Annotated in this window: 22 protein-coding genes; 12 read left to right on the top strand and 10 right to left on the bottom strand. The window is 61.4% G+C overall.

Features of this window, described 5'->3' with window-relative positions; all coding sequences use genetic code 11:
- Positions 1-4: 4 nt before the first annotated feature.
- From C8N42_RS05645 to C8N42_RS05605, 9 genes are all read right to left on the bottom strand, one after another.
- Positions 5-1,180, bottom strand: coding sequence for an acetyl-CoA C-acyltransferase (locus C8N42_RS05645; RefSeq protein WP_107815703.1), 1,176 nt, complete (start codon positions 1,178-1,180; stop codon positions 5-7).
- A gap of 19 nt (positions 1,181-1,199) precedes the next feature.
- Positions 1,200-2,492: an ArgE/DapE family deacylase gene (locus C8N42_RS05640; RefSeq protein ID WP_107815574.1), complete on the bottom strand. Its 1,293-nt coding sequence runs from the start codon at positions 2,490-2,492 to the stop codon at positions 1,200-1,202.
- A 9-nt stretch (positions 2,493-2,501) separates the two neighbouring features.
- Positions 2,502-3,170 (bottom strand): 3-oxoacid CoA-transferase subunit B, encoded by a 669-nt coding sequence (locus C8N42_RS05635; RefSeq protein WP_245889974.1) that lies wholly within the window; start codon positions 3,168-3,170, stop codon positions 2,502-2,504.
- Positions 3,157-3,849 (bottom strand): CoA transferase subunit A, encoded by a 693-nt coding sequence (locus C8N42_RS05630; RefSeq protein ID WP_107815572.1) that lies wholly within the window; start codon positions 3,847-3,849, stop codon positions 3,157-3,159. Before C8N42_RS05630 ends, C8N42_RS05635 begins: the two co-directional genes overlap by 14 nt.
- Positions 3,846-5,186 (bottom strand): aminotransferase family protein, encoded by a 1,341-nt coding sequence (locus tag C8N42_RS05625; protein ID WP_245889973.1) that lies wholly within the window; start codon positions 5,184-5,186, stop codon positions 3,846-3,848. Before C8N42_RS05625 ends, C8N42_RS05630 begins: the two co-directional genes overlap by 4 nt.
- A gap of 22 nt (positions 5,187-5,208) precedes the next feature.
- Positions 5,209-5,991, bottom strand: a complete 783-nt coding sequence (locus tag C8N42_RS05620) for an amino acid ABC transporter ATP-binding protein (RefSeq protein ID WP_107815570.1) — start codon at positions 5,989-5,991, stop codon at positions 5,209-5,211.
- A 9-nt stretch (positions 5,992-6,000) separates the two neighbouring features.
- Positions 6,001-6,657 carry an amino acid ABC transporter permease gene (locus C8N42_RS05615; protein ID WP_107815569.1) on the bottom strand — a complete coding sequence of 219 codons (657 nt, stop codon included), beginning with the start codon at positions 6,655-6,657 and terminating at the stop codon, positions 6,001-6,003.
- Between the two features lie 42 nt (positions 6,658-6,699).
- Positions 6,700-7,347, bottom strand: a complete 648-nt coding sequence (locus C8N42_RS05610) for an amino acid ABC transporter permease (protein WP_107815568.1) — start codon at positions 7,345-7,347, stop codon at positions 6,700-6,702.
- Positions 7,348-7,422: 75 nt separating this feature from the next.
- Entirely contained in the window at positions 7,423-8,208 is a 786-nt protein-coding gene (locus C8N42_RS05605) for a transporter substrate-binding domain-containing protein (protein ID WP_107815567.1), read from the bottom strand.
- A gap of 129 nt (positions 8,209-8,337) precedes the next feature.
- Between C8N42_RS05605 and C8N42_RS05600 the strand changes: the two genes are divergently transcribed.
- A complete protein-coding gene (locus C8N42_RS05600; RefSeq protein WP_107815566.1) occupies positions 8,338-9,291 on the top strand; it encodes a LysR family transcriptional regulator in 954 nt (317 codons plus the stop codon).
- Between the two features lie 48 nt (positions 9,292-9,339).
- Here C8N42_RS05600 and ppsA read toward each other — a convergent pair whose 3' ends face one another.
- The gene (ppsA, locus tag C8N42_RS05595) at positions 9,340-11,739 is read right to left on the bottom strand and encodes a phosphoenolpyruvate synthase (protein ID WP_107815565.1); all 2,400 of its coding nucleotides are present in this window, start codon (positions 11,737-11,739) and stop codon (positions 9,340-9,342) included.
- A gap of 189 nt (positions 11,740-11,928) precedes the next feature.
- Here ppsA and atpD point away from each other — a divergent pair, with 189 nt between their 5' ends.
- Genes atpD through C8N42_RS05540 form a run of 11 tightly spaced genes read left to right on the top strand, consistent with a single transcriptional unit; the run spans position 11,929 to position 20,770 of the window.
- Positions 11,929-13,377, top strand: coding sequence for a F0F1 ATP synthase subunit beta (atpD, locus tag C8N42_RS05590; protein WP_245889972.1), 1,449 nt, complete (start codon positions 11,929-11,931; stop codon positions 13,375-13,377).
- Positions 13,374-13,835: a F0F1 ATP synthase subunit epsilon gene (locus C8N42_RS05585; protein WP_107815563.1), complete on the top strand. Its 462-nt coding sequence runs from the start codon at positions 13,374-13,376 to the stop codon at positions 13,833-13,835. The genes atpD and C8N42_RS05585 overlap by 4 nt, the downstream gene beginning before the upstream one ends.
- On the top strand, positions 13,832-14,116 hold the full coding sequence (locus C8N42_RS05580; protein ID WP_107815562.1) for an AtpZ/AtpI family protein: 285 nt from the start codon (positions 13,832-13,834) through the stop codon (positions 14,114-14,116). The genes C8N42_RS05585 and C8N42_RS05580 overlap by 4 nt, the downstream gene beginning before the upstream one ends.
- Entirely contained in the window at positions 14,098-14,382 is a 285-nt protein-coding gene (locus tag C8N42_RS05575; RefSeq protein WP_170109219.1) for an N-ATPase subunit AtpR, read from the top strand. The genes C8N42_RS05580 and C8N42_RS05575 overlap by 19 nt, the downstream gene beginning before the upstream one ends.
- Positions 14,379-15,074, top strand: a complete 696-nt coding sequence (locus C8N42_RS05570; RefSeq protein ID WP_211309147.1) for a F0F1 ATP synthase subunit A — start codon at positions 14,379-14,381, stop codon at positions 15,072-15,074. The genes C8N42_RS05575 and C8N42_RS05570 overlap by 4 nt, the downstream gene beginning before the upstream one ends.
- On the top strand, positions 15,071-15,319 hold the full coding sequence (locus tag C8N42_RS05565; protein WP_066707659.1) for a F0F1 ATP synthase subunit C: 249 nt from the start codon (positions 15,071-15,073) through the stop codon (positions 15,317-15,319). The genes C8N42_RS05570 and C8N42_RS05565 overlap by 4 nt, the downstream gene beginning before the upstream one ends.
- A gap of 10 nt (positions 15,320-15,329) precedes the next feature.
- Entirely contained in the window at positions 15,330-16,064 is a 735-nt protein-coding gene (locus tag C8N42_RS05560) for a F0F1 ATP synthase subunit B family protein (protein ID WP_107815559.1), read from the top strand.
- Positions 16,057-17,571: a F0F1 ATP synthase subunit alpha gene (locus C8N42_RS05555; RefSeq protein WP_107815558.1), complete on the top strand. Its 1,515-nt coding sequence runs from the start codon at positions 16,057-16,059 to the stop codon at positions 17,569-17,571. Before C8N42_RS05560 ends, C8N42_RS05555 begins: the two co-directional genes overlap by 8 nt.
- Positions 17,568-18,407, top strand: a complete 840-nt coding sequence (locus tag C8N42_RS05550) for a F0F1 ATP synthase subunit gamma (RefSeq protein ID WP_107815557.1) — start codon at positions 17,568-17,570, stop codon at positions 18,405-18,407. The genes C8N42_RS05555 and C8N42_RS05550 overlap by 4 nt, the downstream gene beginning before the upstream one ends.
- A 12-nt stretch (positions 18,408-18,419) precedes the next feature.
- Positions 18,420-19,394, top strand: a complete 975-nt coding sequence (locus C8N42_RS05545; RefSeq protein WP_107815556.1) for an LOG family protein — start codon at positions 18,420-18,422, stop codon at positions 19,392-19,394.
- Positions 19,391-20,770 (top strand): MBL fold metallo-hydrolase, encoded by a 1,380-nt coding sequence (locus C8N42_RS05540; RefSeq protein ID WP_107815555.1) that lies wholly within the window; start codon positions 19,391-19,393, stop codon positions 20,768-20,770. Before C8N42_RS05545 ends, C8N42_RS05540 begins: the two co-directional genes overlap by 4 nt.
- The last annotated feature ends 128 nt before the right edge of the window (positions 20,771-20,898 follow it).

Genomic DNA, 20,898 nt, shown 5'->3' with positions numbered 1-20,898 from the left:
GAGATCAGAAAATCTCGAACAACCCGGCCGCACCTTGTCCGCCACCGATGCACATGGAGACGACTCCGTAACGTGCTCCGCGCCGTTTGCCCTCAAGCAGGAGATGCCCCGTCATACGCGCGCCGGACATGCCATAGGGATGGCCGATGGAAATCGCCCCGCCGTTGACGTTGAGCCGTTCGTCGGGGATACCAAGACGGTCGCGACAATAGAGCAGTTGCGCGGCAAAGGCCTCGTTGATTTCCCAAAGATCAATGTCGTTGATGCTTAGGCCCGCACGCTCCAACAGACGTGGAATGGCAAAGACCGGACCGATGCCCATTTCTTCCGGGGCACAGCCCGCGACGGCAAAGCCGCGAAAGGCCCCGAGCGGCGTGAGACCGCGTCTCTCCGCCTCTTGTGCCGACATCACGATACAGGTCGACGCCCCGTCGGAGAGCTGGCTTGCATTGCCCGCCGTGACACATTTGTCCGGGCCGAGCACGGGTTTGAGCCCCTGCAATCCTTCCAAGGTGGTCGAAGGTCTGTTGCATTCGTCTTTCATGAGGGTCACTGCCTCCTCATGGCTTTCGCCCGTTGTCTTGTCTGTGACGATCTTGACCGCGTCGACCGGCACGATTTCATCGGAAAATAGACCCTGATCCTGCGCAATCGCGGTCTTTTTCTGAGATGCCAGCGCATAGGCGTCCTGTGCTGCGCGGGTCACGCCATAGCGTTCGGCCACGACTTCGGCGGTTTCGATCATCGACATGTAATAGGCGTCCGGCACACCCGGAGATTTGTAACGATAACCGTTCCAGTGTGTGTTCTGCACCAGAGAAATAGAGTCCAATCCACCGGCAAGCGCCACATCGACGCCTTCGGCCATGACCATATGTGCAGCGGAGGCAATCGCATTGAGACCGGAGGCGCATTGCCTGTCGAGTGTGACCCCCGCAACGGTGTCGGGCAGGCCGGAGGCCAGCGCAATGTGACGGGCCACGTTGACGCCTGTGGTCCCTTGGGTCAGGGCGGAGCCGAACACGGCTTCCTCGATTTCGCCCCCTTCGAGCCCGGCCCGTGCCACGGCGGCGCGCACCGCATGAGCGGCCATGGCGGGACCTTCGAGGTTGTTGAACGCGCCGCGATAGGCCTTGCCGATGGGTGTGCGGGCCGTGGAAACGATGACGGCTTCTCTCAGAGTCATGGTGTGAGCCTCCTCAAAGCGTTTCGACGCCGCACCAGTCGGCGATGAACAGGGCGGTGGATTGAGTGATGCGGCGGATGCTTTCGAGCTCCACACGTTCGTTGAAGCCATGGATCGCCTCGGCGCGCGGGCCGTAAACCAGCGCGGGTGTATCGGCATAAAGGCCGAAGAACCGCGCATCCGTGGTGGCGGTGATCGCGGCACGGTCGAGCGTTTCCCCGGTGGTGGCCAGATGCGCCCGGTCCAATGCGCCGATGGCGGCTGTTGCGGTTGGCGATGTGTCTTCGGATAGCGCATATCCTTCGGCGAGAAAGCCGTGATAGACCACTTCGGGCAGGGAATTTTTCAGAAATTCATTGCCACGCGCGGCGTCATAGATGACCTGTTCGATCTCGGTTTTCGCAGCCTTGATGTCTTGCCCCGGAAAGATCGCCATGCGCAGATCGAGGACCGACCAGGCGGGCACGGAACTGGTCCAGTCGCCGCCCTGTATCTTGCCGACATTGAGGTTGAGCGCATGTTGGTGATGGGCGAAATCCGGGTGGCGGTTCTCTGCCGCGTTCCAGCGATGCTCCATCTCATGCAGTGCGGCGATAAGCGGGATCGCCGCCTCGATGGCATTCGCGCCCTGACCGGCATAGGCGACATGGGTCGGCAGGCCCTTGAGATGCACCTGAAACCAGATCACGCCGATCTGGGAGGTGACGAGTTTTTCCTCGAAAGGTTCCGGGATCAGCGCCGCATCGGCCTTGTAGCCCCGCGCCAGACAGGCGAGCGCGCCATTGCCGGTGCATTCCTCCTCTACGACGGACTGGAAATAGACATCGGCGGCGGGGGCCAGTCCGATGTGACGTAGCGCATCGAGGGCGAAGAGGTTGGAGGCAAGCCCCGCCTTCATATCGCCCGCACCACGGCCATAGAGCCAACCATTTGCCACATGCGGCTCAAAGGGCGGGCGGTCCCACATATCGAGAGGGCCCGCAGGCACCACGTCGATATGGCCGTTGAGGATCAGGGAGCGGCCCTTGGCGGTGCGGGGGCGGTGCGTGCCGACGACATTCTGCGCGTCTTCATAATCGCCAAGGATCGGCGAGAAACCGGGCATGTCGCGGATGTCCGCCGCGTCGATCTGCCATTGATCGACCTCCATGCCGCGCTCGGTCAACGCGCTTGCCATAAAGGCCTGTGCGCTTTGTTCCTGGCCTCGGGTAGACGGGTGGGAGGTCAGCTCAGTGAGAAACTCGATCTCTCGGTCGAACAGGTCATCGACCGCAGACAGGATGCGGGTGGAAAGCTCTTGATCCATTGTATGTCCTCAGAAAGTCGGAATGTTGCCCGTGGGCAGGAGCAGCGTGGCCCCGGTGGCCTCCTGCACCTCTCTGGCGGTGATGCCCCCGGCCAGTTCCACAAGCTGAAAGCCCCGCGGGGTCACATCCACGACCGCAAGATCGGTGAAGATGCGCGCGACATGGCCTTTCGCAGTGAGCGGCAGGGTGCAGTGACGCAAGAGCTTCGGATTGCCCTTGCGATCCGTGTGGGTTGTCAAAACCACGACACGCCGGGCCTTTTGCGCCAGCTCGATCGCGCCACCCGCGCCGGGGGAAAACTTGCCGGGGATTTTCCAGTTCGCCAGATCGCCATTCTCGGCCACCTCGAAGGCGCCGAGCATCGTGAGATCGAGCCTTCCGGAGCGCACCAGTGCGAAACTTACCGTACTGTCGAAATAGGATGAACCGGGGATGGGCGACACATAGGCCCCTCCGGCGTCGATCAGGTTGCGATCCGCCTTTTCATAAGGAAGCGTTGGCCCGATCCCTGCCATGCCGTTCTCCGTGTGCAGGCAGACCGGAAAATCGCCGGACAGATGGTCGATCACCTTGGTCGGCAACCCGATGCCGAGATTGACCACCATGCCGGGCGCGATCTCGCGGGCGGCGCGGGCGACCATGCGGATACGGGGATCCTGAAAATTACCGTCTGACAACGCCGTATTCCTCGCTGATCTGGATGAGCGGACAGACGTGATCGACGAACACGCCGGGGGTTTCCACCGCGTCAGGGGAGATGTCGCCCAAAGGGACGAGTCGTTCGGCTTCCACGAGCACGCGCGCGGCGGCCATGGCCATGGGCGGGTTGAAGTTTCGCGCCGTGGCCAGATAGGTGAGATTGCCGGAGGGATCGGCGCAATCGGCATGGATCAGCGCCACATCGGCGCGGATCGCCGGTTCGACCAAAAGCCGTTTGCCGTCCATCTCGACCACTTGCTTGCCCGCCGCCAGTTCGGTGTCGAGCCCGATATCGGTCAGGATCGCCTGAAGCCCCGCACCGCCCGCGCGGATGCGTTCGGCCAGGATGCCCTGTGCACAGAATTCGACCTCGATCCGGCCTTCGTTCATTGCCGCGATGGCGTTGCCGTTGAGGCCGAGATGGGTGACGATGAGTTTGCGCACCTGACCGGCCATGATCAGATGGTCGATCCCCATCCCCGCCTCGTTGGCGTCGTTCTTGATCAAAGTCAGATTGCGCTTACCCTGCCGTACCAGCTCGCGGATCAGGGTGAAGGGCGTGCCGGGGACACCGAAGCCGCCGACCATGACGGTGGCTCCGTCCGGGATCGCGGCGATGGCCTCTTCCATCGCGATGGTCTTGTCCGGGAGGCTCATGCCGCACCTTCGGTTTCCAGAACGGGCAGAGCGTGATTGGCGGCAAAGGCGTCGAGCGCTTCGGTCAGGATCGCCATCAACTCGTCGATCTGTTTGGCGGTGATGATCAGTGGCGGGCAGACGAGGAAGTGATCGCCTTCCGACCCGCCCCTTGTGCGCCGCGAATAGATGATCAAACCGCGTTCGTAGGCCAGTTCGACAAGCTCAAGATAGGCGTTCCACTCTTTCGGCAGCGGCCGCATCGTGTCGCGGTCGGAGACGAATTCGAAGGCAAGCAAGAGCCCCTTGCCGCGCACGTCGCCGATAAAGTGATAACGCTCCATCAGGGCGGTTAGACGCGCCTTGAGCAGATCTCCCATCTTTGCCGCGTTCTCGATGATGCCCTGCTCTTGCATTTCTTCGAGCACGGCGAGACCGGCGGCACAGGCCAGTGGGTTGCCGGAATAGGTGTAGCCATGCAGGAACCCGCCATGGGCCTCGACGGCTTCGACGATCTCGCCCTTGGCGACCATCGCACCGAGCGGGGCGTAACCGGCGGCGAGCCCTTTGGACATCGACACGATGTCGGGGATCACACCGTAATGCTCGGAGGCGACGAATTTCCCGGTACGACCGGCGCCGGTCATCACCTCGTCGAAAATCAACAGAATGCCGAATTCGTCGCAAATCTCGCGGATACGTTTGAAATAGCTGTCCGGGGCGACCAGCGCACCGGTCGATGCGCCGCCGACGGGTTCCATGATGAAGGCGGCGACGGTTTCCGGACCTTCCTCAAGGATTTTGTCACGCAGAAGCTCGGCATATTTCAGCCCGCGTTCTTCCTCCGTGAGGTTGTCGCGGTCGAGATAGGTGCGGGGCGCCGCGATCTTCGGCATGTCGCGCAGCATCGGGTCGAAAGGACGCGCCAGCGGGTCATAGCCGGTGAGCGCCAGCGTGCCCAAAGTGGACCCGTGATAAGAGGGGAACCGCGAAATCACTTTCCAACGACTGTCTTCGCCCTTCGCCAGCGCGTATTGCCGCGCCAGCTTGATGCAGGATTCTACCGCCTCGGACCCGCCCGAGACAAAAAACACGCGGTCCAGCCCTTCCGGCATCATCTCGGCGATTTTCGTCGCCAGATCTTCGGAGGCATGGGTGCGGAAATGCAACCGGTAGCCGAAGGTAGAGCGATCCATCTGTGCCTTCATCTTGGCCAGAACACGCGGGTTGGAATGGCCGATATTCGACACCATGGCCCCGGAAGAGCCGTCAATATACCGTTTGCCAGTCTCGTCATAGAAATAAATCCCCTCGCCCCGGTCCAGAAACGGACGCGGCAATTTCGTGAGGGAAAACATATGACTACGCTCTTGGGTCATCTTAGTTCGCGCTTTCAGCATATTGAGAGAGATGTTTGCGCAGGAATTCTTTCGTCCGGTCCTGCGTCGGATTCTTGAACACCACCGAAGGCGGGCCTTCCTCGACCACCACACCGCCGTCCATGAAGATCACGCGGTCGCACACGGAGGCGGCGAAATCCATTTCGTGGGTGACGATGATCATGGTCATGTGCTCTTCGGCGAGCTTTTTCATCACGAGGTTGACCTCTTCGACCAGTTCCGGGTCGAGCGCGGAGGTGGCTTCGTCGAACAGCATGAGTTTCGGCTTCATCGCTAGCGCGCGGGCGATGGCGACGCGCTGTTTCTGACCGCCGGAAAGTTGTGAGGGGTAATAGTCGATCCGTTCCAGCAGGCCGACATGAGCCAGTTGCTCTTCGGCCAGCTTGTCGGCCTCGGCGGCGGAGATTCCTTTCAGAAGCTTCGGGGCCATGGTCACGTTCTCGCGCACGGTGAGATGCGGGAACAGGTTGAAGTGCTGGAACACCATGCCGATGTGCTGGCGCATCTGGTTGATGTGCTTCTCATATTGGCGATGGGGCAGGGTCTTGTTGACTTGTGTGCCGTCGAGGATGACCTCGCCGGAACTCAGCGGATCGAGATCGTTGATTGCGCGCAAAAGCGTGGATTTGCCCGATCCCGAGGGGCCGATGATGGCGACGATCTCACCGCGCTCCACGGTCAGGTTGATGTCCTTGAGCACTTCCAGATCGCCATAGGCTTTCTGGGCGTGACGGATGTCGACGAAGGGATGTTTCTCTGTCATGTCTGATCCTTACCGGGAGAGCTGGGTGCGCCGTTCGATCCGGCGCAGGACCGCTTCCATCCCGAGGTTGATGATGTAGTAGAGTACGGCTGCGGCGGCGTAGAATTCAAAGGGGCGATAGGTGCGCCCGATGGCGAGCTGGGCCGAGAGCGTCAGTTCGGACACGCCGATCACGGAGACCAGTGCGGAATCCTTGAGCAAGGCGATCATGTTGTTGCCGATCGGCGGGATGACATCGCGCACCGCTTGTGGGATCACCACGCGCATGAGGGCTTGTGTGCGGGAAAGACCGAGGGTCCGCGCGGCCTCCATCTGGCCCTTGTCCACGGCGAGAATGGCGGTCTGGATCAGTTCGGAATTGTAGACCGCGAAATGCAGTCCCAGCCCGATCACCCCGGCGACGAAGGCCGGAAGGTCGATGCCCAGTTCGACAAGGCCGAAATAAATCAGGAAAAGTTGCAACAACAGCGGCGTGCCCATGAAGAGCCAGGCAAAAAACCGGAACGGCAGACGGATCAGCCAGGGGCCGTAAAGCGCGATGACGGCAAAGAGGATGCCGCCGAAAAAGCTCAGTATGGCGGAGGTGACGGTGATGGCGACGGTCCAGAGCACGCCGAGCAAGAGCGCGTCGGCGTAGGAGGGGACGACGGAGAAATCAAGACCCATGGGACGCGCCTTTCTTCTGTGTGGGGAAGGTGAGGCGCAAGGTCATGGCAGGCGCACCCGACGATCGAGGAAAGAGATGACCTTGCCGGTCACCGTGATGATGATCAGATACAGGACACCGGCCAGCAGGAACATTTCGAACGGCTTGTAGGTCGAGCCGATATAGCGCTGGGCGGTGTAGGTCAGTTCGACGACGGAGATCGCCGCGACCAGCGCCGTACCCTTGATCTGGGCGTTGATGTTGACACCGAGCGGGCGGATCATCAGGCGCAGCGCCTGCGGGAGAACCACCTTGCGAAAGGCCTGTGCACGGGACAGGCCGAGGGTGCGTGCGGCTTCGGTCTGGCCATGGTCGATGGCGATGATCGCGCCGCGCATGGTCTCGGTCATATAGGCACCGATGTTGACGCCAAGGGCGATCACCCCGGCCTCAAACGCGTCGAGCTGGATACCGATCTGCGGACCGCCGAAATACAGCAGGAAGATCTGGATCAGCGCGGGGGTGCCGCGAAAGAGGCTGACATAGGCGGCGCCGAGAAAGCGCAGGGTTTTGAAGCGCGAAAGGCGGGCCGCTGCGCCAAGAGCGCCGCAGATAAGTCCAAGCAGGATCGTCAGAACCGACAGCTCGATGGTGACCACGGCGGCTTCGAGGAAATAGGGGTAGACCCTGAGGATGAGATCTATGTCCATGGAAGGCTTTCAGGGGCAGGCTTTGAGGTTCCGGCCCGCGTGGTGCAGGCCGGAAACGATGTCGGTAAGGGTGGATCAGCGGATGTCTTCGCCGATCCATTCCTCGGCGATGGCGGTATAGGTGCCATCTTCCATCATCGCATCGAGAGCGGCCTGCATCGCCGCTTTCAGGTCCGGGTTGTCCTTGCGGATGGCGATGCCGGCACCGAAGGGCTCGCTTTCGGGGTCATCGAACATCTCGTATTCATAGCCGTTTTCCTTGAGGGCGAGGATGGCGGCGATGGAGTCGTTGACGATGGCGTCCACACGTCCGTTTTCAAGCTCCATGATCAACTCAGGCAGACCCTTGTAGGTGCGCACCTTGTAGCCTTTTTCCTTGGCCCATTCCTCATGGGTCTCGCCCAGGGTCACGCCGACCTTCGCATCTTCGAGGTCATCGAGCGAAGTGATGCCGCTGCCCGGTTTGGTGAAGATCGCGCGGCGCGTGGTGTAATAGGGACCGACGAAATCCACGACCTCGGCCCGCTCGTCGGTGATCGTCATGGAGCCGACGATGGCGTCGTATTTCTTCGCCAGAAGCCCGCCGATGATCCCGTCCCAGGCGGTGGTGACGATTTCGGTCTCAAGCCCAATGCGTTTGTTGATCTCGGCGCCGATAGCTGGGTCGAAACCCACGACCTCGTTCTGGTCGTTGACAAAGTTGAACGGCGGGTAGGCGCCGGACATGGCGATGCGCACCTTGCCCTTTTCCTTGAGGGTCTCAAGCTCGTCTGCGGCCACGGGCGCGGTGAGCGTCAGGCCAGCCAGCACAAAGCTGCCAGCGGCGACGGCGGATTTCAAAAGGCTGCGGCGGGTGGTCATATTGGTCTCTCTCCTGTTGCGGTCGGGCCGTTTTGTGCCCTTGGCCTAAAGGGCTTGCATGTGGAATGTCATTGCGCAAATAAATAATACAAATGATAGACATAGATTTCTACAATGTAAGTGGTAGGCATGCGCCCCTATGAACAACGCTTTCCCTGGAATCTCGACTGGAACCTGTTGCGCACGTTCATGGTCGTGGTCGAACAACGAGGAATTTCCCGTGCGGCCGATTTCCTAGGGCTGAAACAACCAACGATTTCCGCCGCGCTCAAGCGGTTGGAGGACACGACGGGGCATCAGCTCATCGTCAGAAAACCGAATGAATTCAAGGTGACGCGCGCGGGGCAATTGCTATACGGCGAATGCTCTTCGATCTTCGGTGCCGTGTCGCAACTGCCGTCTCTGATGGAACAGACCGGCTCCGAAATTCGCGGCCATATCTCGATCATGACCGCCTCGCATGTGGTCTCCGAGCATTTCGATGAGGCGCTCAGCCGCTTCTCGGAGCGTCATCCCAAGGTCAGTTTCGCCTTTACTGTGGCGGAAAGCGAAGAGGTGGTCAGCCGGATCAACCAGAATCGCGCCTCCTTCGGTCTGTGCCTTTTGCACAAGAAACCGGCAGGTTTGAAAGCGGATATCCTCTATCGTGAATATTTCGGGCTGTTCTGTGGGCCGCGTCACCGGTTGTTCGCGAAAGATCCGATTGTGCTGTCCGATCTCGAAGGGGAGCGGATCGTGTCGTTCCAGACCGAGACCGAAGGTGGTGCGCTGGAGCCCGTGACCCGGCTCAAACTGCGTACGGGTATGGCGACAACATGGAGCGGTGTATCCTCGAACCTGTTGGAGCTGCGCCGGATGATCGTCGCCAATGTCGGGATCGGTGGCCTGCCGTTGCACGTCGCACGGCGGGACGTGGGGCTTGGCCTGTTGCGGCAATTGCCGCCCTATGACGATCTGCCGATGGTCGATATTTTCCTCCTGACCAATCCGAGACGCAAAGCTTCGGAAGCGGAAACCGCATTGATGGGGGAATTCACGGCAATGATGGCCAAAGTTCCGTTGGAGGAGCGGACTTACAAATGAACGGGGACCGAAGGGTCCCCGTCGCAGAGTTCAGAACGAAGAGAGGCGTCAGGCGTCTTCCGCCGCTTTTACATTGGCTTTCACCGACAGGAAGCTGTCCGGTGTGACGGAAATCGTGTCAATCCCCGCTTCGACCAGCAGCCGCGCAAAGCCCGGATCGTTGCTCGGCGCTTGCCCGCAGAGACCGACTTTGCGCCCTTTGGCATGGGCTTTCTCGATCACCGTGCGGATCATCCAGAGCACCGCCGGATCGCGTTCGTCGAACTGATCGGCGAGCGCTTCCGAGTCGCGGTCGATGCCGAGTGTAAGCTGCGTCAGATCGTTCGACCCGATGGAAAATCCGTCGAACCGGTCGGCAAAGGCATCGGCACTGATGACGTTCGAGGGGATCTCGCACATCACATAGACCTGAAGCCCGTTTTCTCCGCGTTTCAGCCCGTTTTCCTCCATGACGGCCAGCACCTTGTCGGCCTCGTCGAGGGTTCGGCAGAACGGGATCATCACGATCACGTTGTCAAACCCCATCTCTTCGCGCAGTTTCCTGATCGCCTTGCACTCAAGGGCGAAGCCGTCCTTGTAGGCATTCGAATAATAGCGCGATGCACCCCGGAACCCGATCATAGGGTTGCTTTCCTTCGGCTCGAACGTGCTGCCGCCCAGAAGATCGGCATATTCGTTGGTCTTGAAATCGCTCATGCGGATGATGGTCGGCGTCGGGTAATAGACGGCGGCGATCCGAGACAGGCCCATGGCGAGCTTGTCGACGAAATAGTCCGTCCGGTCCGCATAGCCGCGGGTCAACGTGTCGATCTGGGCCTTCACCTCTTTGGTCGGCAGTTGATCATAACGTGTAAGCGCGAGCGGGTGGACTTTTACCTCGTTGTTGATCACGAATTCCATCCGCGCGAGCCCCACGCCCTCGGCGGGCAGACGCCACCACCGCATCGCGGCGGAGGGGTTGGCGAGGTTGAGCATGACGCGGGTTTTGGTTTCGGGCACGTCGTCGAGACGAATTTCGCTGACGGAAACATCGGCTTTGCCCTCATAGATAACGCCGTCCTCGCCTTCGGCGCAGGAGACGGTGATCATCTGATGATCGTGCAGCACACGGGTCGCATCGCCGGTCCCGACAATGGCAGGAACGCCCAACTCACGGCTGATGATCGCGGCGTGCGAGGTCCGTCCGCCGTGATCCGTGACGATGGCGGAAGCGCGTTTCATGATCGGCACCCAGTCGGGGTCGGTGGTGGAGGTCACAAGGACAGCCCCATCGACGAACCGGTCGATATGTTCGGCGCTCTTGATGATGCAGACCTCGCCGGCGGCAACGGCCTCACCCACGCTCAACCCTTTGGCAAGTACCTTGCCGTGATTGCCTACCTTGTAGGATTTCATCGCCCCTGCCTTGGCATGGGACTGTACGGTTTCGGGGCGGGCCTGCACGATGTAAAGCGTACCGTCTTCTCCGTCGCGCGCCCATTCCATGTCCATCGGACAGCCGTAATGGTTTTCGATCGTCACCGCCATGCGGGCCAGTTCGAGGATTTCGTCGTCGCTCAGGACAAAGCTTTCGCGTTCCGCAAGCGAGGTCGGGACGTTGCGTGTGGCAATGTTCTTACCGGACCCGTAGATCATCTTGATCTCTTTCGCGCCAAGCGCCTTGTGGATGATCGGCACCGTACCTTCCTTGTCGAGGAAGGGTTTGTAGACCTGATATTCATCCGGGCTTACGGCCCCTTGCACCACATTCTCACCCAATCCCCAGGCCGCAGTAATCAGCGCGACCTTGTCGAACCCGCTTTCGGTGTCGAGCGAGAACATCACACCCGAGCCGCTAATGTCGGACCGCACCATGAGCTGTACGCCGATGGACAGTGCCACATCGAGATGGTCAAAGCCCTTGAGTTCGCGATAGGTGATCGCCCGGTCGGTGAAGAGCGAGGCGTAGCAACGTCGGCAAGCGCTCAGCAACTCTTCCTCGCCGACCACGTTCAGGAAGGTTTCCTGTTGGCCCGCGAAACTTGCATCCGGCAAGTCCTCAGCGGTGGCAGAGGAGCGCACCGCCACCGACGGGTTCTCTCGCCCGACTCGACGGCCCAACTCGCGATAGGCTTCGCGAATGTCGTTTTCGATCTGTTTCGGCCATGTCCCAGAGCGGATGATCGCCCGGATCGCACTTCCGGCTTCGGCCAGAGTGGACCGTCCATCGGCCAGTTTGCCAAGCTCCTGTTCCAGTTTGTCACCGAAATTATTGGCGCCCAGGAACATGCGATAAGCCTCTGCTGTGGTCGCAAATCCCGGCGGCACACGGATGTCCGCCGCACTCAGAGATTGGAGCATCTCACCCAGAGAAGAGTTCTTCCCGCCCACCTTAGCGACGTCGCCGCGTTTGAGATGTTCGAGCCATATGAGCGTGTCGCTGGACGATTTCACATCAGAATAGGTCATGACTTTCCTCCCGCCTTTTCGGTCGGAACCATAGCAGAGTTCCGTTTTTTGAGGTATGACGTGCGTCAATTCACGAGCATTTTACCTCAGTTGCTCCATTTTCGCGCAGGTCGGGCGCGGAGGAAACAGTGTGAAATTCTGAAACCCCACCATATAGTTATCTCAGACTCGGGTTTTGGAGTTGGTGCGATGAGCGATGAACACGCCATGATGGACCGGACCGTCACAGGCCCAACCCGCACGGGCACTGTGGTGGCCGTGCGCGGGGCGGTGGTGGACGTTGCTTTTCCGGAGGTCTCGCTGCCTGCCATCAACGAGGCTCTGCGCATCGACAGCCCGGCACTCATTCTCGAAGTCCAATCGCAACTCGATCATGAAACCGTGCGCTGTATCGCGCTGCAATCCACCAATGGCTTGCGACGTGGCGCGATGGCTCTGGCGCTGGGCGGCCCGATTGAGGTGCCCGTGGGAGAGGCGGTTCTCGGGCGCCTGCTCGATGTGACGGGCAGGGCAGGGGACAAGAAAGACCCGCTGTCCGAAGACGTGCCACGCGCGCCCATTCATCGCAGCCCGCCGCCGTTTCGTGCCGAGGCCGGTGCGGCTGAGATCTTCCGCACCGGGATCAAGGTCATCGACCTTCTGACTCCGTTGGCACAGGGCGGCAAGGCCGCGATGTTCGGGGGCGCGGGCGTCGGCAAAACCGTTTTGGTGATGGAGCTGATCCGCGCCATGGTCGCGGGCTATAACGGCATCTCGGTGTTCTCCGGCATTGGCGAGCGGTCGCGCGAAGGTCATGAGATGCTTTTGGAAATGACTCAGACCGGGGTTCTGGATCGGACCGTCCTTGTCTATGGCCAGATGAACGAACCGCCGGGTGCGCGCTGGCGCGTGCCGCTGACGGCGCTGACGATTGCCGAACATTTCCGCGACGAAGATCAAAAGAACGTGCTCCTGTTGATGGACAATGTGTTCCGCTTTGTGCAGGCGGGCTCCGAGGTCTCGGGGCTTTTGGGGCGTTTGCCGTCCCGTGTGGGGTATCAGCCGACTTTGGCCACCGAAGTGGCGCAGTTGCAGGAGCGGATCGCCTCTGTCGGCAATGCTGCCGTGACCGCCGTCGAGGCCGTTTATGTGCCTGCCGACGATTTCACCGATCCGGCGGTGACGACCATCGCGGGCCATGTGGATTCCATGGTGGTTCTGTCGCGTGCCATGGCCGCCGATGGCATGTACCCGGCGGTCGATCCGATTGCCTCCTCTTCGGTGCTGCTCGATCCGCTGCTTCTGGGCGAGGATCACGTTGCGGTCGCCACCGAAGTGCGCCGCGCCATTGAGCATTACCGCGAATTGCAGGATGTGATTTCGCTTCTGGGCATGGAGGAACTGGGGCGTGAGGACCGCCGCATTGTCGAGCGTGCCCGTCGGTTGCAGCGCTTTCTGACCCAGCCGTTTTCCGTCACCGAGGCCTTCACCGGTATGAAAGGCCGCTCCGTCGATCTCAAGGACACCATTGCCGGGTGCCGCGCCATTCTGGACGGTGAGGCGGACGATTGGGATGAGGCTTCGCTCTATATGATCGGCACCTTTGACGAGGGGCGCAAGAAAGAGGAGGCTGCCCGTAACGGGCAGAGCGAGGCATGAGCGGGGCGCTTCAGCTCACGATCACGACCCCGATGGAGGTGCTGGTCGATCACCTCCCGGTGCTCTCTGTGCGGGCCGAGGATGAGAGCGGCAGTTTCGGTATTCTGCCCGGTCATACCGATGTTTTGACTGTGCTCACGGCTTCCGTCGTGCGTTGGAAAACCGCCGATGGGCAGGCAGGGTTTTGTGCCGTCGGCTCCGGTCTCTTGACGGTTTCGGGTGGAAATCGGGTCGATATCGCCTGCCGCAAGGCCATTCCCGGAGATGCTTTGGATGCGCTCGAACAAGAGGTTCGCACCTTTAAGCAGGCGGAAACCGAGGCGGATCGTCAGGCCCGCGTCGAACAGATGCGCCTGCACGCCAATGCGGTGCGCCAGATGATGCGTTTCCTGCGGCCAGACCGTCCCGGTGTGCTCGACCATCCGCCCTCTGTGACCCCGACAGGGGGCGAGACATGACAGACCCCCGCCCGCCGCATGACGATGTCGAACAGGCCGCCCGCCGTGCGGTTGACCGTGACAAGATGGGCCGCGATGTTCCCGAGCCTTCGCTGGGATCACGCCTCGGTCAGATTGGCATTCTCGGCTGGGCCATCGTGACGCCGATCCTTTTGGGAATCGTTTTGGGCCGCCTTGCGGACCGCCATTTCGAGACGGGGGTTTTCTTCACCGCGCCCGCGATCTTTATCGGCGCGGGCATCGGGTTTTACAGCGCATGGAAATGGATGCACAGCCAATGACCGGTCACGCCTATACACTCCTCGGTCTGATCCTCGGCTTTGGCGTCGGACTTTTGCATTTCGCTTCCCTCAAACGTGTGACGGCGATGTATCTCTCGGGCACCGCCACCGCGCGCGCCGTGGCTCTGCAACTGGGGCGGCTTGCATTGGTTGCCGTTCTTTTGGTCTTCCTCGCGCTGAAAGGAGCCATGCCTTTGCTCGCGGGAGCTCTGGGTCTCTTGCTGGCCCGCATCGTGGTCCTGCGCCTCAACAGGTCGGAGGAATGATGGACAATCCGCTTTCCATTGAGCCGCTCTTTCACATCGGCCCGGTGCCGATTACCCAGCCGGTCGTGGTGACCTGGGCAATCATGCTGGCCCTCGGGGTGTTTTCCTTTGTCGCCACGCGACACCTCAGGATCATCCCCACGAAAACCCAGACCGTGCTGGAGCTTTTTGTCTCCACCATCGAGGGGCAGGTGCGCGATGTGATGAACGGCGATCCGAAACCTTACCGGGCTTTGATTGGCACGATTTTCCTGTTCATCCTCGTTGCCAACTGGTCCTCGCTCATCCCCGGGATCGAGCCGCCCACCGCGCATATCGAAACCGACGCGGCGCTGGCGCTGATCGTTTTCGTCGCCATTCTCTGGTTCGGCATCGGCACGCGCGGGATCAAAGGCTATCTCGCCACTTTCGCAGAACCCACATGGGTGATGATCCCGCTCAACATTGTCGAACAGATCACCCGCACCTTCTCCCTCATCGTTCGCCTCTTCGGCAACGTGATGAGCGGGGTTTTCGTGATCAGCATCGTACTCTCGCTTGCCGGTCTCTTCGTGCCGATCCCGCTCATGGCGCTCGATCTGCTTACCGGCGCGGTGCAGGCCTATATCTTTGCCATTCTCGCCACGGTCTTCATCGGGGCCGCCGTCGCCGAGACCCCATCCCCCAAACCTCAGGAGGACATATCCCAATGACCGAAAACCTCATCGAAGTCGCCTCGGTTCTGGCCGCCGCCATCGCCGTCGGTCTCGGCTCCATCGGCCCCGCTTTGGGCGAAGGCCGTGCGGTCGCCGCCGCGATGGACGCCATCGCGCGCCAGCCCGAAGCCGCGGGCACGCTGAGTCGCACGCTCTTCGTGGGTCTCGCCATGATCGAAACCATGGCCATCTACGCGCTGGTGATTGCGCTTCTGGTGCTCTTCGCCAATCCCTTCGTCTGAGGGGCGCTTCATGACCATCGACTGGTGGACACTGGGTCTTCAGACCGTCAACGTCCTGATCCTTCTGTGGCTTCTGGCGCGGTTCCTGTTCCGTCCGGTGGCGAAGATCATCGCGGAGCGTCAGGCCGCCGCGCATGCTGCGCTGGATGAGGCCGAGGCCGCGAAGGTCGCCGCCGAAACCGCTCGCGCGGAAGCGGAGGCGGCGAAACAGGCGGTTCTGAGCGAGCGTGCGGAAAAGATCGCCGAGGTTCGCAAGGATGCCGAAGTCGAGAAACAGCGCCTTATGGCGGAGCTTCAGGCCGAGTTGGACAAGGCGCGCGTGCAGGCGAAAGAGGACCTGGCGCGTCAGAGCAAGGCGCAAGAGGAAGCCCTGTCGGAACAGGCCGGAGTGCTTGCCGGCGACATTGCCGAGCGGCTTTTGGCGCGCCTGCCGAAAGAGGCGCGGATCGCCGGGTTTATCGACGGGCTTGTGGAGGCCGTGGGTGCGTTGCCGGAAAGCACGCGCACGGGGATCGGTCTGAACGGTCCGGTGCCGCTTCGGGCGGCGCAGATGCCTACAGAGGCAGAGATCGCCCAACTGCGTGACGGGCTTGGCAAGATCCTTGGGCGCGCGGTCGAGATCGAGGTCACGGAGGCCCCCGAACTGATCGCGGGGCTCGAACTCGACACGGCGACGGCCATCGTGCGCAACCATTTCCGTGCCGATCTGGACCGCATCACGGCGGAGGTGCGCAAGCATGACTGAGACACCGACGAATTGGCTCGATGACAAACGGGCAAAACTGGCGCAGACCGATCTGGCGCCGGAGGCCGAGCCGGTCGGCTGGGTCGCCCGCGTGGCCGACGGTATCGCGCAGGTCACCGGCCTGCCGGATGTCGCCTTGGGCGCTCTGCTGCGGTTCGAGAGCGGCGGCTATGCTTTCGCTCATAGTCTCGACCGGGATGAAATCGCTGCGGTTCTGCTTGACGACACGGCGTCGGTCGAGGTCGGCGAACGTGTGAGTGACACGGGCGACGTGCTGCGTGTGCCGGTGGGGGAGGCGCTTTTGGGGCGCGTCGTCGACCCGCTCGGGCGGTCGATGGACGACCGCCCCGCGCCGCAAACGAAAGAAACCCTGCCGGTTGAGCGTCCCGCGCCGGAGATCATCGAACGCGATCTGGTGTCCGAGCCTTTGGAAACTGGCGTGCTTGTGGTCGACAGCCTTTTTGCGCTGGGTCGGGGGCAGCGCGAGCTGATCGTCGGGGATCACGCGACGGGCAAAACGGCGCTCGCCGTCGATGCCATCGTGAACCAGAAGAACACCGATGTGATCTGCATCTACGTCGCCGTTGGCCAGCGCGCCACAGCGGTCGAACGGGTCGTCTCCGCCGTGCGCGAACACGGTGCGCCGGAGCGCTGCATCTTTGTGGTCGGCACGTCCTCTGCCCCGGCGGGTCTGCAATGGATGGCGCCTTTTGCTGGGATGACCATGGCGGAATATTTCCGCGACAAGGGGCAGGACGTTCTGATCGTCATCGACGATCTGACGCTCCACGCCGCGACCCATCGCGAGCTTGCGCTTCTGACCCGCGAGCCGCCGGGGAGGGAGGCCTATCCGGGTGACATTTTCTACCTTCATGCGCGACTTCTGGAGCGGGCGGCGAAGCTCTCGCCCGAACTGGGTGGCGGCTCCATTACGGCGCTCCCGATTGCGCAGACCGATGCGGGTAACCTTTCCGCCTATATCCCGACCAACCTGATCTCGATCACCGACGGGCAGATCGTGCTGAACACCCATCTGTTTTCCGCCAATCAACGCCCCGCCGTCGATGTCGGCCTTTCGGTCAGCCGGGTCGGTGGCAAGGCGCAGAAACCCGCGCTCCGGGCGGTTTCGGGCCGGGTGCGGCTCGATTACGCGCAGTTTCTGGAGTTGGAAATGTTCACTCGTTTCGGGGGTATTTCCAATGTGCGGGTCAAGACGCAGATCGCCCGTGGCGAACGCATCCGGGCACTTTTGACGCAGCCACGTTACAGCGGGTTGCGACTGGTCGATCAGGTGGCCTTGCTGGCGGCTCTGGCCGACGGGGCGCTTGATGAGGCCGTGCCGGAGGTGATCCCGGAACTCAGGGAACGCCTGCCCGGCTGGCTCGATCAGAAAGCGCCGGAACAGGTCTCGGCGGTGATGAAAAGCGGCAAGATCGACGACGATCTGCGCGGCCCTCTGGTTGCAGCGGTGAAGGCTCTGGCGCAAACGCTACGGGTCACGCCATGAGTGAACGCTTTGCCGAAATTTCCGCGCGGATCGAGACGGTCCACAAGCTCTCGTCGGTGATCACCGCGATGCGCGGGATTGCGGCCTCGCGGGTGCAGGACGCGCATCAGCATCTCGACAGTATCCGGACCTATGCCGCCACCATCGGCACGGCGATCGGCGAAGCGCTGACCCTGTTGCCCCTGCCGGATGCGGGGAGTGCCTCGGGGAGAGCGGGTCGTCATGTCGTGCTGGTCTTTGCGGCGGAGCAGGGGTTCGCGGGCACCTATTCCGAGCGTGTGTTCGATGCGGGGAAAGCGGAATGTGTGGACGGAGCGGAGCTGTTCCTGATCGGGGATCGGGGTCTGTCGGTTGCGGAAGAGCGCAAGTTGACGGTCTCATGGTCCGCGCCGATGGTCCTGCATGCCGCCCAGACCACGACGCTGGCGACACGGCTCACGGACGCGATTTTCACGCAGGGCACTCTGAGCCAAGTGAGCGTGGTGCATGCCAGTCCTGACGGTTCGGAAGAGATGAAAGTGGTGTGCAAAACGCTGGTGCCCTTCGACTACAGCCGCTTTCCCATGCCGAAAACACAGATTGCGCCCGAGACCACCCTGCCGCCGGGGCAGCTCTTGCAAAGCCTTGTGGAAGAATACATTTTTGCGGAACTGAGCGAGGCGGTCATGCTGTCTTTCGCGGCGGAGAACGAAGCCCGGATGCGGGCGATGATCGCCGCTCAGGAGAACACCGAGGAGACGCTCGACGAGATGATCAGGACCTCGCGGCGACTGCGACAGGAGGAGATTACGGGCGAGATTGTGGAGCTTGCGACCGCAAGCCTCATGCACGCCTGAGGAGGAGGGCCGATGGCCAGAACACCGGAGAATACCGCGCGCAAGCCCTTGCCCGTGCGTGAGGACACGCGCGAGGTCGAACTGCCGGAATGCATGCCGAAATCGGAACGCGAGGATGAGCAGGCCCCCGAGTTGATCCGCCGGATCATGGACAGCCCGAATTATCGTCTTGCCGATGAGGACGTGGATTTTCTCAACGAAGACGAGATGCGCGGCACGCGATTGATGCTCGATTACCAGAAGGCGGAGAGTTTGCTGCGGGAACAGGGCATCGCCCATTCCATCGTCGTCTTCGGAGGCACACGCATTCCCGAGCCATCCGTCGCGTGGGCGCGGGTCGAGCGGCTGAAGGCGGAGTGTGCGACCTGCCCAAATGACACGGGCCTGAAACAGAAACTCTCGATTGCCGAACGGGTCGCCGAGAAAAGTCGCTATTACGACGTTGCACGGGAATTCGGACGTATCGTCGGCGCGCAGGAAGGACCGCATGGCAATCGGCTTGTTGTCGTGACAGGTGGCGGCCCGGGGATGATGGAGGCGGCGAACCGTGGCGCTTCCGAGTCCGGATCGCGCACAGTGGGTCTCAATATCAACCTGCCGCGAGAGCAATTCCCGAACCCCTATATCACGCCGGATCTGTGTTTCCGGTTTCGCTATTTCGCCCTGCGCAAGCTACATTTTCTGCTGCGTGCGCGGGCTCTGGTGGTGTTTCCCGGCGGTTACGGCACGCTCGATGAGCTGTTTGAAACGCTCACCCTGATCCAGACGCGGAAAATTCATCCGGTGCCGGTGATTCTTGTCGGGGAAGAGTATTGGTCCCGGGCATTCGATATCGATTTCCTCATGGAGGAAGGCGTGATCGACCCGGAAGACCGCGATCTCTTCTGGTTCGCGGAAGAGGCGCAGGAAATCTGGGACGACATCCTGCGTTGGTATGCGCGCACCGGTCGCAATCTCGTCGCCCCGCCTGAAAGGAGACCGGAATGAAAATTTCCTTCCATGGAGCCGCCCGGCAAGTCACGGGCTCGTGCCATCTGATCGAATGCGGAGGCAAGAAGATCCTCGTCGATTGCGGCATGTTTCAGGGTGGGCATGAGTTGCATGACGACAATGCCGCCGATTTCGGGTTCAATCCGAAAGACATCGACGTGGTGCTGTTGACCCATGCGCATCTCGACCACTGCGGACGTCTGCCTTTGCTGGTCAAACGCGGGTTCGAGGGCGAAATCATCGCCACTTCCGCGACACGCGATCTGGCGCGTCTGGTGATGATGGACTCGGCTCATCTCCACGAGGAAGAAGCGCGCCGCCACCATCGCCATGGCGAACGCGGCGGTCACAATGAGCCGCTTTACGACACGATGGATGCGCTCGATGCGGTCGATCTGTTCGGGCGCAATGCCGTCTACCGCCAGCCGATACACCTGTTTCCCGGCATCACTGCGACTTACTTTGATGCGGGTCATATCCTTGGCTCCGCCTCGATCCGGCTGGAACTGTCGGAGAACGGGCGGCGCAAGGTGGTGCTGTTCTCCGGCGATCTCGGGCCGCAGGAGCGTCCGCTTCTCAACAATCCCGTGCCGCCGGACGATGTGGACGTGGTGATCATGGAAACCACCTATGGAGACCGCGATCACCGCAGTCTGGAGGCCTCGGTCGAGGAATTCTACGATGCGGTCAATGCGGCGGATGTGCGGGGTGGAAATGTCATTATTCCGACTTTCGCCTTGGAGCGGGCGCAGGAATTGCTCTGGTTTCTCCGCGATGGCATGAGCAAGGGGCGCATCAGGCGCTCCATGCCGGTATTCCTCGACTCGCCCATGGCGATCTCCGCCACAAGGATTTTCAAACGTCATCAGGACGTCATGCGGCCCGAGCTGCGCGATCAGTTCCGGGCCGGTAAGGACCCGTTTGATCTGCCGGAGCTGCATTTCACCCGTGAGGCGCAGGACTCGATGGCGCTGAACCGTATTCGCTCCGGTGCCGTGATCATGGCGGGCTCCGGCATGTGCACCGGAGGACGGGTGCGTCACCATCTGCGCCATAATCTGTCGCAGGCGGATTGTTCCGTGATTTTCGTGGGATATGCCGCTGAGGGTACTTTGGCGCGGATTATCATTGACGGTGCGAAAGAGGTGAAACTTTTCGGCGAGATGATCCCGGTGCGTGCGCAGATCCACACGATCAACGGGTTTTCCGCCCATGCCGATGCCGACGATTTGCGGCACTGGCTGGCGCTGACCGGCAAGCCCCAACGCGTGTTCCTCGTCCACGGCGAGGCCCACGCGATGAAGGCCTTTGCCGGGACGCTGGACGTGTCGGAGGTCGAGATGCCCTCCGTGGGGCAGAGTTTCGATCTCTGAGGGAGAGCCGCGATGAAAAATTAAGCGCCCTGCCTGAATCTCTCGCGATTCCGGCAGGACGTTGCGTTTTCGCCGTGAAGCCTTTGGGGCCGCCTTCTAATCTGACGGTATACGAGGCCGCGAGAGGG

This window comes from Celeribacter persicus (genome assembly GCF_003050785.1).
GTDB lineage: Bacteria > Pseudomonadota > Alphaproteobacteria > Rhodobacterales > Rhodobacteraceae > Celeribacter > Celeribacter persicus.
The sequence above is the reverse complement of the archived record's forward strand: the minus strand, read 5'-3'. Positions and strand labels throughout refer to the sequence as shown.